8 protein-coding genes are annotated in these 12,555 nt (G+C 32.0%); 4 read left to right on the forward strand and 4 right to left on the reverse strand.

Annotated features, from left to right (window positions below):
• Positions 1-100: 100 nt before the first annotated feature.
• Both LQK79_RS01180 and LQK79_RS01185 read right to left on the reverse strand, forming a co-directional pair.
• Positions 101-2,221 (reverse strand): heavy metal translocating P-type ATPase, encoded by a 2,121-nt coding sequence (locus LQK79_RS01180; RefSeq protein ID WP_231015164.1) that lies wholly within the window; start codon positions 2,219-2,221, stop codon positions 101-103.
• A 20-nt stretch (positions 2,222-2,241) separates the two neighbouring features.
• A complete protein-coding gene (locus LQK79_RS01185) occupies positions 2,242-2,607 on the reverse strand; it encodes an ArsR/SmtB family transcription factor (RefSeq protein WP_053241019.1) in 366 nt (121 codons plus the stop codon).
• 189 nt (positions 2,608-2,796) lie between these two features.
• On the opposite strand from LQK79_RS01185, the gene asnB reads away from it, so the two are divergent.
• Positions 2,797-4,635 (forward strand): asparagine synthase (glutamine-hydrolyzing), encoded by a 1,839-nt coding sequence (gene asnB / locus LQK79_RS01190; protein WP_231015166.1) that lies wholly within the window; start codon positions 2,797-2,799, stop codon positions 4,633-4,635.
• Positions 4,636-4,859: 224 nt separating this feature from the next.
• Here the strand turns inward: asnB and LQK79_RS01195 are convergent, their stop codons facing one another.
• Positions 4,860-7,583: a peptidoglycan D,D-transpeptidase FtsI family protein gene (locus tag LQK79_RS01195; protein WP_231015168.1), complete on the reverse strand. Its 2,724-nt coding sequence runs from the start codon at positions 7,581-7,583 to the stop codon at positions 4,860-4,862.
• 159 nt (positions 7,584-7,742) lie between these two features.
• On the opposite strand from LQK79_RS01195, the gene LQK79_RS01200 reads away from it, so the two are divergent.
• From LQK79_RS01200 to LQK79_RS01210, 3 genes are read left to right on the forward strand one after another with little or no spacing between them, the layout of a single operon-like run.
• Positions 7,743-8,948 (forward strand): MerR family transcriptional regulator, encoded by a 1,206-nt coding sequence (locus tag LQK79_RS01200; protein WP_231015170.1) that lies wholly within the window; start codon positions 7,743-7,745, stop codon positions 8,946-8,948.
• Positions 8,949-8,969: 21 nt separating this feature from the next.
• Entirely contained in the window at positions 8,970-10,148 is a 1,179-nt protein-coding gene (locus tag LQK79_RS01205; RefSeq protein ID WP_231015172.1) for a DegT/DnrJ/EryC1/StrS family aminotransferase, read from the forward strand.
• Between the two features lie 21 nt (positions 10,149-10,169).
• Positions 10,170-11,291: a DegT/DnrJ/EryC1/StrS family aminotransferase gene (locus LQK79_RS01210; RefSeq protein WP_053241022.1), complete on the forward strand. Its 1,122-nt coding sequence runs from the start codon at positions 10,170-10,172 to the stop codon at positions 11,289-11,291.
• 298 nt (positions 11,292-11,589) lie between these two features.
• Here LQK79_RS01210 and LQK79_RS01215 read toward each other — a convergent pair whose 3' ends face one another.
• Positions 11,590-12,549, reverse strand: coding sequence for a 3'-5' exoribonuclease YhaM family protein (locus tag LQK79_RS01215; RefSeq protein ID WP_231015174.1), 960 nt, complete (start codon positions 12,547-12,549; stop codon positions 11,590-11,592).
• Positions 12,550-12,555 lie beyond the last annotated feature (6 nt).

Here is a 12,555-nt window from a genome sequence, read left to right on the forward strand (position 1 = left end):
AGATTGAAAGTTCTAAGTCTTTTTTAGATTTTCAACTAAAATTTATTAGCTTCTATTTAAATCGTGCTTTCAAAAAAATTACCTTGCTCAACAGATATAATCAGTCTATTCTCAGTACTCTAAGTGAATTAACTACTGCTATGAGTGCTACTCCTGTATCAGCAAATACAGCTTCCCATATATTGGCATATCCAAGTGCTCCCAAAGTAAGAACTACAAGTTTTATTCCTATTGCAAATATAATATTTTGCCATACAACTTTGTTTGTCTTTTTAGCTATCTTTATAGCAGTATATATTTTATGAAGTTCATCATTCATTATTACAACATCTGAAGCCTCTACTGCTGCATCTGAACCAACGCTCCCCATTGATATTCCAACATCTGCCCTTGCAAGAACTGGCGCATCGTTTATACCATCTCCTACAAAAGCAATTCTAGAATCAGTTTTTTTACTGTACATATCTTCTATCTTTTGAACTTTATCCTGAGGTAAAAGTTCAGCAAAAACTTCGTCTATACCTATCTTATTTGCTACTATAGAAGCCGGTTTTTTATTATCTCCTGTAAGCATTACAGTTTTAACTCCAATAGCTTTTAATTCCTTAACAGCCTGTACAGCGTCTTTCTTTATATTATCTGAAATAACAATATATCCTGCATATACACCATCAACAGATGCATGCACAATAGTTCCAAAAACTTCATTTAAATCAATTTTAGAAACTTCTACTTTATTCTGTTCCATGAAATTAGCATTTCCAATACAAGCAGTTTTTCCAAAAATTTCAGCTTGTACTCCAAATCCAGATACTTCTTTATAATTTGAAATAATATCTTTTTTAATATCATCCTTATATGCACCACGTATTGAAATTGCTATAGGGTGATTTGAAAAGACTTCAGCATACGCTGCATATTTTAAAACTTCTTCATCAGAAAATCCATTATAAGCTTGAATTTTGTTGACATTAAATTTTCCTTCAGTAAGCGTTCCTGTCTTATCAAACACTACAGTATTTATATTTTTTAAAGCTTCAATATAATTTCCGCCTTTAACTAAAATACCTTGCTTTGAAGCACTTCCAATTCCTCCAAAAAAGCTTAACGGTACAGATAATATGATTGCACATGGACATGATGCTACAAGAAATACAAGTGCTCTATAAATCCAATTTGAAAATACTGCATTTTTTAGAACTAGTGGTGGTACAATTGCTAGAAATAAGGCAATACAAACTACTGCTGGTGTATAATATCTTGCAAATTTTGTTATAAATTTTTCAGTAACAGCCTTTTTAGAAGATGCATTCTCAACTAAATCAAGTATTTTTGATACTGTAGACTCTTTAAATTCCTTAGTAACTTCTATTTTTAAAAGTCCTTCTTTGTTTATAGAACCAGAAAAAACTTCACTGTTGATTTTCGCCTTCCTAGGAACAGATTCACCAGTTACAGCCGATGTATCAAGCATTGACTCTCCTTCTATAACAGTTCCATCCAATGGAACTTTCTCACCAGGCTTTACAAGTATTGTGTTTCCAACAGCAACTTCCTCTGGATTGACCCTATTAACATTCTCACCTTCTATAAGATTTGCAAAATCTGGTTTTATGTCCATAAGTGCCGATATAGATTTTCTAGATTTTTCAACTGCCGCATCTTGAAGAAACTCTCCTATTTGATAAAAAATCATAACAGAAACTGCTTCTGGATACTCTTTTATGGCAAAAGCTCCTATAGTAGCAACTACCATTAAAAAATTCTCATCAAATATTTGTCCTTTTCCTATATTTTTTATAGACCTTATTAAAACGTCTCCTCCAACAATAATATAGCTTATAACATAAAGGATTAAATCTATGGTTTTAGGAAATTTAAAAATATACGCTGCTATAAAGATTACAACTCCTACTGCAAACCTTATGATGTCAGCCTTACTTGTCTCTTCTTCCTCATGGTCATCCTTTGACATATCATTCAAATTAATAACCTTTACTTCGTCTTCGATACTTTTTACTATTCCTATTATTTTATTTTCTGTTACCTCAGCGTCACTTTTCTTATACATCTGTATTGTAAGCTTTTTTGTAACAAAATCTAAATTTACAGTCTCTATTTCTTCAAGTTCATTTACTTTGTTTTCTATTTTAGCTGCACAATTAGCACAGCAAAGCCCTTCGAGATAAAATTGCTTTTTTAGCGCACTACCACTTTCCATCTTTACCACTCCTAGCTTTGTTATTTTTCTCTTATATGCATAATTCCCATGTTAAATATACCTTTTATATGCTCATCATCTAGTGAATAATATACGACCTTTCCCTCTCTCCTATACTTAACCAGCTTAGCTTGCCTTAATATCTTTAATTGATGTGATATAGCAGACTGCTTCATGTTTAAAAGACAAGTTATGTCGCACACACACATTTCAGAATTAAATAATGCACATATTATTTTTATTCTTGTACTATCTCCAAAAATTTTAAATAAATCTGATAAATCACTAAGCTCTTCGTCTTCTGGCATAATCTCTTTTACTTTTTTTATAACATCAACGTGAATAACATTATTTTCACATTTAAGTGCATTTTCTTCTTCACTCATATGCTAACAACTCCTTATTGGTGAAATAATCATTCTAATGAACATATGAACATTTATTCATGTGTTCATATATAATATATCACCTTTGTCATTAAAAAACAATATAAAATTATGTTTTTGTATCAATTTTGAGAAAAAAAACATAATATAATTTATAAACTATATTATAAAAGAATGGTGATATAAGTTATGTGTGGTATTGCAGGATTTGTCAACTTTCAAAAAAATCTAACTGGATATAATAAAGTAATAGAACTTATGACTGACACTTTAAAAAAAAGAGGACCAGATTCTCATGGTTATTATATATCTAAAAACGCACTTCTTGGACATAGACGTCTTATAGTAGTAGACCCTAAAGGCGGAAACCAACCTATGATAAAATTGCACAATGGTAAAAAGTACATTATAGTCTATAATGGTGAACTTTATAACACAGAGGACGTAAGAAAACTTCTAATAAAAGCAGGCTATACTTTTGACTCTTATTCAGATACTGAGGTTTTATTAACTGCTTATATACATTGGGGAAAAGATTGTTTAAAACACATAAATGGAATTTTTGCATTTGGAGTTTACTCGGAAAATGATGAAAAACTTTTTCTTGCCAGAGACCCACTTGGTGTAAAACCTTTATTTTATACCTTAAAAGATCACAATCTTATATTTGGTTCAGAAATAAAAACCCTTCTTGCAAATCCTTTGGTTGAACCAGTACTTACAGAGGAAGGACTTACTGAAATTTTTGCTTTAGGACCTGCAAGAAACCTTGGCAGTGGAGTTTTAAAGGATATATATGACGTTCCACCTGCTAACTATCTTGAATTTACCCCCCATTCCTTAGAGCTTCATGAATACTGGGAACTTACTTGCTATGATCATACGGAAAATGTTGAGGAAACGGCTGATCACATTAGAAGTATATTAGTTGATGCGATAAAAAGACAACTTTACGCTGATGTGCCAGTTTGCACTTTTTTATCAGGTGGTCTTGATTCCAGTATAATATCTGCCGTGGCAGCAAAAGAATTTAAAAAGCAAGGCAAAACTTTAAACACCTATTCCATAGATTATAAAGATAATGATTTGTATTTTAAAAATGATAATTTTGTAATAACCCCTGATAGTGTATGGGCTGAAAAAGTTCATCAGTTTATTGGAAGTAATCATCACAAGATAATAAACAACAATGCTGATTTAGCTCACGCTTTAAAGGAAGCAGTTGAAGCAAATGATATTCCAGGAATGGCGGATATAGATTCTTCTCTATATTTATTCTGCAAAGGTGTCAGAAAAGACAATATAGTTGCGCTATCCGGTGAATGTGCCGATGAAATATTTGGAGGATACCCTTGGTTTGTAAGAAAAGAAATGTTGGAAGCTAAAACTTTTCCTTGGTCAAGGTTTGTAAAAGAAAGAAGCAGTCTACTTTCTCCTGAATTTAAATCAATAAATCTTCAAGAATTCGTAGATAAAAAGTATAAAGAAAATTTAAAAAATGTGCCTTATCTTGACACCGATACCCCTTATGCACGAAAAATGAGGGAACTTGTATATTTAAATATAAAATGGTTTATGATAACGCTACTTACAAGAAAAGATAGAATGAGTATGGCTAATAGTCTTGAAGTTAGAGTTCCTTTTGCAGACTATAGACTAGTTGAATATGCTTATAATATTCCACCCGAGATGAGATTTTATGGTAATAGGGAAAAGGGCATATTGAGAAAAGCGGCTGAAGGTATACTCCCTCAAGATGTAATTGAAAGAAAAAAGAGTCCATATCCAAAGACCTTTGATCCTGGATATACTTCTATAGTTCAAAACTGGCTTAAAGAAATCATAAATGATAAAACCTCACCTATTTTAGATATAATAGATTTAAAAAATGTTAAAGAACTTGTTGAAACTGGAGGAACTTCATACAAAACTCCATGGTTTGGTCAGCTTATGAAAGGTCCTCAACTCATTGCCTATTTGATACAGCTAAATATTTGGCTTAAAGAATACAAGGTAAAACTTATTTAGATGATACCTGAAAGGCTAAAATTGTAAAATACTTAGATATTTCAATTGTCTGAGCATTCTTTCAGCGAGTAAACATGCACGGGGCATGGGCTAATATATATATGCGTAATACAAGTTAAAGAAGGATAATGGGATTATATCCCAAACCTCGTGTATGATCGTTATCCTTCTATACCCTGAGCAGGTACTCGCTTAAATTCACCACTTAGATTTATAGAATTTTTTTAACGCGACGAAGCATTGTTACTTTGCATACTGTCTACTTCTGGCTTTGCAGTTGTGCTTCCAATAACGTCCTCTGGTACACCCGTCATTTTCTCCACATTTTTAAAATACGATTCATATATTGCTCTAGCCACATTGGTTATTTGATTACCAAAACCTCCATCATATATTACAGTAGCAACTGCTATTTTAGGATTTTCTACGGGTGCAAAACCTACATAAACAGCGTAGGATGATCTTCTTATCTTCTCTTGAAAATTAAGTTCAAAAGCATCTGCAGTACCTGTTTTGCCTGCTGTAGTAAATGGTAATCCATCAAATTTGCCTGCAGCAGTACCTTCACTATTAACAAGTGCCATCCCCTCTTTTACCTTATCAAGAGTGTACTTACTAATATGAGTATCTTTTATAACTTGAGGATCACATTTAAATACTACACTTTTAGTAATAGGATCTGTTATTTCATCAACCAAATGCACTTTAAGCCTTTTACCCCCATTAGCTATTGTTGCAATGTAATTTGCAAGCTGTACCATGGTATAATTATCATATCCCTGCCCAATAGCTGCATTATGAATATTATATGGAGTAGCTCCAGAACTAATAGCATGTTCTACAACAGATTTAGCTCCACTCACTATAGCCGTCATACTGCTATCTGAAATTGTAATACCACTGCTTTGTGCAAATTTACTTAAAACGTCAGAAAACTCTTTCTTATCAAATTTAGCATTTATAACATAGTCTCTTATTTTTTGCTTTATCTCTGATTTTAAACTCCCAATAGAACTATTATCAGAACTATTAGTATGTAAATCTATTGATTGAGCTTTTTTATCATAGGCTTTATTCTTAAGATCATTCATTATTTCCCATGCTGCTTGTTGACCAAGGTTACTTCTTGTACTATAGGTATTAAAAGTCTGACCAAAATTCTCTTTAATCTCAATTCCAGTTGATGGATTGACTTCAGAATTTGGCTGTACTCCAAGCCCAAATTCCCATGCATACTTGGCTAGTATATCATATCCAGAAGCTTTCCTAAGCAATTCTGATACTGTCATAAAATATGGATTACTTGATTTTGCTATAGCATGAACTAAATCAAGTGTTCCAAGAGCTCCATCAGATTTAGTAAAGTCTCTTTTATCATTATTTCCATCATCGTAGTGTCCATTATCTTCAATTGTAAAAGAAGGATCTATTGTTTTAGTTTCAAGTCCAGCTATTGCAGTAAGCATTTTAAAAGTTGACCCTGGAGGAGTGAGTCCCATAGTAGGATAATCATACATTGGTTTTGGAAGATAATCATAAGGATCTGTTCTTTTTCCTGTAGTCTTATCTACTGGAAATAATGTATCTATAAGATCGCTTGGAATCTTTAAATTCTTTATTTGATCTTCTACGGTTGGAAAATTTTTTTTCTTAACAGCATCGGAAATTCCATTTGGATCAGCAAAATCATTTGGGTTAAAGTTTGGTGACTGTGCGAGTGCTATAACACCACCAGTATTAACATCTATGGCTACTGCTGCTCCCCTCGTTGCATTTCCTGTGTAAGATCCATTTGTACCATTCCCCGGACTTTCCCTCAAATTCTGCATTGATTTTTCAAGTGCTTGCTCAGCAGTATATTGAACATCAGCATTTAAAGTAGTCTTTATATTTTGGCCTGCGTAAGAATCTTTACTTGCAAACTCATTTATTACTCTTCCACTTTTATCCACCTCTACAACCCTTCCTCCAGCAGTTCCCTTTAATCTATCTTCTTCTGCTGATTCAAGCCCGGATATTCCTATAAGATCAGAACTTACATCATATCCCCTTTCTGTGTACGAATCACTTTCATCATCGCTCGATGTAGATATTTTACCAATGTACCCAATAGCATTTGAAGCAAGCTTTTCATAAGGGTAATATCTTATAGGTTTTTCCTCAACATTTATTCCCGGAAGTTCATTTAATTTCTGGAGGAAGGTTATAGCTGTTTCCTTTTTTATATTGCTTGCAATATCAACAGGTTTATATCCAGAATAACTTTGCATTTGAACGGCATCTTTTTCAACCATAAATTTTCTTGTATCTTCCAAAGTACATTTTTTATTTACAGTTTTTCCATCTATAGTGAAACTATAAGAGTTAGGAATTTTATACGTTTTTTTAAGTTTGTCAAAAACATATTTAGCTGACACTTTCAAAGTATATTTATTTACATTAGCTTGCTGAGCCTTAGTAAGTTTATTCCATTTTATATCACCATATAAATTTTTTATTATGTTTGCTTTAATTCCCCTTTTACTTAAAAAACTTATTTTATCTGCCTTTACTTCATCTTCATCTGTTGTATTAAAATCAAAATAATAATCTGGTGTTACTTTAATTGGGAAATCGTCATTTTTATTTTCCCCACACCTATTTAAAAGATAAAATACCTTTGCAATTGTAGTATAAAAGCTTTTTTCATTCGTATCCGTTTCCATGTAGGTTATATTATAGCTTTGATTGTTTGTTGCCAACTTTCTACCTTTTGAATCTGTTATTTCTCCTCTTGCAGCAGTTTCTTTTATAAATTTATGAGATTTTGTATTAGCCTGAGATTTGTATTCATCAGCTCGGACAACTTGAAGTATTACTAATTTTACACATATAGCAATAGCTACAATAAACACAATAAAAGTTAAAGCAGTAAACCTGTTAAAAAAACTTTTTTTCTTATCCTTCATATAATTTTCTCCTATACACATCTTACATAAAATTTTGTTTAACCAAATATATAACATATATTTATAATATACCACTTTTTAACCATTATTGGTAAAATAATTAATTTTATTTTTTCCTTGCACATTACGTTACGTTATGTGGTATTATACTTTATAGAGGTGAAAAACTTGAAAGAAGTATTTTATACTACAGGTGAATTTGCAAAAAAATCAGGTATTACTTTGAGAACACTTAGATACTATGATAAAATAAACTTACTTAAGCCATCATCGCATAATTCTTCTGGTCACAGATTATATTCAAAACATGATTTTCCTAAACTTCAAAAGATATTGACATTAAAATTTATAGGATTATCTCTTGATGAAATAAAAAATATAATGACTTCCGATGTCTACGATGAAAACTTAAGACGATCTCTTGAAATTCAAAAAGAGATAATGAAAAGAAAGGTTCACCACATAAATACTGTTATAAGTTCTATAGATGAAACCTTAGATATGCTGGACAATGAAAATGACTTTAACTGGGATAAATTTATAAACATAATTAATGTAGTTAATGAAGATAAAAAATGGCTTCTTCAATATGAAAATGCCTCAAATCTTAGAGCAAGAATAAAAATACATGAGCTTTACAGTACAAACAAGTATGGATGGATGAGCTGGTTTTTTGATGAGCTTACAATAAAACCGAAATCAAAAATACTTGAGGTCGGCTGTGGAGATGGTTCTTTATGGCTAAAAAACATAGAAAAAGTTCCAGGTGATTTAGAATTGACTTTAACAGACTTTTCAAGCGGAATGATTAAAGATGCTAAAAATAACCTTAAAGCTTTTAAGGGAAAGATTAAATTTAAGGTGGTAGATGTTCAAAACATTCCTTTTGACAACGCTACCTTTGATATAGTAATTGCAAATCACATGCTGTATCACGTTCCTGATAAAGAAAAAGCTCTTTCTGAAATATTTAGAGTTCTAAAAACTGGCGGTCAATTTTATGCTTCCACAGTTGGCAAAAGACATTTGCATGAAATGAGAGAAATTGCTGCAAAATTTGATCCTTCACTTTTATACTGCAAAAGCTGGGATGCTACTCAAAGCTTTCAACTAGAAAATGGTAATGAACTTATAAAAAATTGGTTTAAAGAAGCACAAATTAAACGTTATAAAGATAGTTTAGTTGTAACTAAGGCAGAACCTCTCGCAGAATATATTTTTTCCTTGCCTGAAATTAAAAGCTTACTTACAGATAAAAGAAAAATAATTAATTTCTTAAACTTTTTAAAAAACGAAATAGCTAGTACCAATGGAATTCATATCACAAAAGATACAGGATTCTTTAAAACAATAAAAAAATCTTAATTTGAAAGGAAGATAATCAATATGAAGAGTAATAACATTCCATTTTCACCACCGGATATAACAGATAAAGAAATAGCAGAGGTTGTAAAAGTACTTGAATCAGGTTGGATTACATCTGGGCCAAGAGTCGCAGAATTCGAAAAAAAGATTGCAGAGTACTGTGAAACAGAAAAAGCAGTTGCAGTTGCAAGTGATACTGCTGGAATGGAACTTGTACTAAAAGTAATGGATATAAAAGAAGGTGATGAGGTTATTACAACGCCTTACACTTATGCTTCAACTTCAAACGTAATATGTCATAGAGGAATAAAACCTACATATGTCGATGTTGCAAAGGACAGTTTTTTAATTGATATAAATAAAATAGAAGCAGCTATAACTCCAAAAACAAAAGCCATATTATCAGTTGATATAGCTGGTCTTCCTGTAGACTATGACGCAATAAGAGCTTTGCTAAAAAAAATTAATAGAGAGGATATTATTTTAATATCTGATTCCGCTCATGCCTTTGGTGCAAAATATAAGGGAAGAAAAGTTGGAAGTCAGGCTGATTTTCACATTTTTTCTTTCCATGCAGTAAAAAATTTGACCACTGCTGAAGGTGGTGCTGTAACATTTAATAATAATCATTTCCACGGCTTTGATGACCTTTACAAGGTATTTAAATACACTGCTTTAAATGGTCAAACAAAGGATGCTCTTGCAAAAACTAAGCTTGGTGCTTGGCAATATGACATTTTAACTGACGGCATGAAATGCAATATGACCGATATTCAGGCTGCTATAGGTCTTGTTCAACTTACACGTTATGAAGAAATGTTAAAGCATAGGGCAGCTTTAGTTGATTTATATGATAAAGCTTTAAGTGCTAAGCCTTGGGCTATTGTTCCATTTAAAAAAGACGCTGCGTGTGAAACCTCTTATCATTTGTATTTACTTAGAATAAAAGATTTTACAGAAGAAAAGCGTAATAAAGTAATAGAAATGCTTGCTGAAATAGGAGTTCCTACTAATGTTCACTATACCCCTATTCCAATGTTTACTTATTACAAGTCAATTGGGTATTCTATTTCTGATTATCCAAATACATTTGATCAATACAAAAATGAAATTACTCTTCCTTTATATTCTACACTCTCACTTGAAACTGCAGAATATATTATAAGTGAAGTAATAAAAGCTGTTGAAAAAGTAAAATAATTTAAAAGGAGTTTTATAACTATGAAAGTAGGATTTTATACGTCAAAAAGAGAATATGCCGAGAAACAAAATGAATTTGATACTGCTATTCATGATGTTCTAAAAGATGGAATATCAACCTTAGGACAGCAAGTAAAAGATTTTGAATCAGCTGTTAAAGAATTTACAGGTGCGAAACATGCAATTGGTGTTGCCTCAGGTACAGATGCCTTAGTTTTAACTTCTGACATACTTGGTTTTAAAGATGGAAAAGAAGTCATAACTTCACCATTTACCTTCCTTGCCTCTGCTTCATGTATTGCAAGACACGGTGGTAAACCTGTATTTGTAGATATAGATGAGGATACTATATGTATTGATGCTAATAAAATAGAGGAAAAAATAACTAAGAACACTGTTGGTATTCTTCCTATCCACCTTTTCAGTCAAGTATCTGATATGGATAAAATAATGGAAATTGCTTCAACCCATAATTTAAAAGTACTTGAAGATGCTGCTGAAGCATTTGGAATGAGGTGGCAAGGAAAAGGAACTTCCATGAAGCACTCAGGAACTATAGGAGATTTTGGAGTATTTTCTTTCTTCCCAACAAAAACACTTGGCTGCTATGGCGATGGTGGCATGATTGTAACTAACGATGATAAATTAGCTGAGCTTGCTAAACAATATAGAGTTCATGGAGCTTCAAAAAAATATCACTATGATAATTTGGGCTATAACTCAAGATTAGATACAATTCAAGCTGCTATACTTCTTGTAAAAATAAAGTATATAAAAGATGCTATAAATAAAAGAGCAAAAATTGCTGATGTTTATAAAGAAAGACTTTCTGAATGCGAGCATATAAGATTCCCTAAAATTAAAGGAAACCAATCTCCTGTTTATTATGTATTTAATATATTAACAGACAAAAGAGATGAACTCGCTTCTTTCCTTAAAGAAAATGAGATTGGAACCAGCGTATATTATCCAATGCCTCTTCATCTTCAAAAATGTTTTGATTACCTCGGATATAAGAAAGGAGATTTTCCTATAGCTGAAAAAGTTTCAAAGGAAATTCTTGCACTTCCTATCTATCCTGAACTTACTTTAGATGAAGTAAACTATGTATGCGATAAAATACTTGAATTCTTCAAAAAATAAAGATGAGCGAAGGGTTTTAACTTCGCTCTGCTCGTTAAAAGACTAACTTTTTCACTTACATTACAAGTGAAGGGTTTGACATAGCTTCGCTTGTCAAAAGTGAACTTTTCGGCTAAAGCCAAAAGTTAAGGTGATTTTTCTTCCGCTTTGCTGCGGAAAAATAATTAAGTTAAAGATTTTCCGTAGTAACACATAGGAAAATCAACCTTAACCTTTTACCGAAGGTAAAACCCTTCACTTTTCGCACAGCGAAAAAATTAGTCTTTTAACGAACATTGTGAGTTAAAACCCTTCACTATTATTTCTTGTCAAATTTCGATTTATATATTCTCCTCTTATCAAGAGACCATACTGGATCTGACATAGCTCCAGCTTCAGTATTTTCAAGAGCCTTCTGCATATCAAACATAGATGCATCCATATCATCAAGATGATGAAGCACCTCAGCTTCAGGGAACATTGGCTTTTTAGGGCTTCCATAATCTGCCTCATAATGATGTGATAAAACCATATGTTCAAGCATCATTGAAATTTCTTTATCTGCCCCAACCTTTTCAGCCGCCTTTTTTACCTTCTCAACTCCAAGAATTATGTGTCCTAAAAGCTGCCCTTCCGTACTATAATCAGTTACTATTCCGAGCTCTGAGGATATCATTTCTTCAAGCTTAGCCATATCATGGAGTATTACTCCTGCAAATATTAAATCACTGTTCAAAAACGTGTATACTTCACAAATTTTTTCTCCTGCTTTAAGCATAGTAGTTGTATGATATAATAATCCAGCCCTCACTGAATGGTGATTTTTTTTAGCTGCTGGCCAATACATCAATTTATCTCCAGCTTCATCAATAACTTGAAATACAATATTTTTTATATCATCATTTTTGATTTTATCAGTATATCCAAGTATAAGTCCATACATATCGTCAGAGGTATATGGTGCTGATGGAACAAAATCAGATATTTGGACGTTATCTTCCTGAACTGCTTCTCTTATTTTATCAACCTTAAGTTGAAGATTATTTTGCCATTCAATCACTGCTGCCCTTACCTTAACTAAAGCATTAGCAGCATATTTATTTTCATCTTCTCCTTGAACATCCCACAGTTTTCCGTTAATATCTCCTGTTTTATCTCCAAAAGTAATATCAAGATATTTTTTATTATTAGAAGAAACTCTACACTCTACAGATTTTATTATAAAAAATCCTTCAATTCTATTACCAGATTTAAATTGATTTATTGTCTTTTTTTCCAAAAATAC

This window comes from Clostridium guangxiense (genome assembly GCF_021043395.1).
In the GTDB taxonomy this organism is placed as follows: domain Bacteria; phylum Bacillota; class Clostridia; order Clostridiales; family Clostridiaceae; genus Clostridium_S; species Clostridium_S guangxiense.

Coding starts and splice junctions, on each gene's coding strand:
- LQK79_RS01180 (WP_231015164.1), bottom strand. CDS start 2,221: ATGGAAAGTGGTAGTGCGCTAAAAAAGCAATTTTATCTCGAAGGGCTT.
- LQK79_RS01185 (WP_053241019.1), bottom strand. CDS start 2,607: ATGAGTGAAGAAGAAAATGCACTTAAATGTGAAAATAATGTTATTCAC.
- asnB (WP_231015166.1), top strand. CDS start 2,797: ATGTGTGGTATTGCAGGATTTGTCAACTTTCAAAAAAATCTAACTGGA.
- LQK79_RS01195 (WP_231015168.1), bottom strand. CDS start 7,583: ATGAAGGATAAGAAAAAAAGTTTTTTTAACAGGTTTACTGCTTTAACT.
- LQK79_RS01205 (WP_231015172.1), top strand. CDS start 8,970: ATGAAGAGTAATAACATTCCATTTTCACCACCGGATATAACAGATAAA.
- LQK79_RS01210 (WP_053241022.1), top strand. CDS start 10,170: ATGAAAGTAGGATTTTATACGTCAAAAAGAGAATATGCCGAGAAACAA.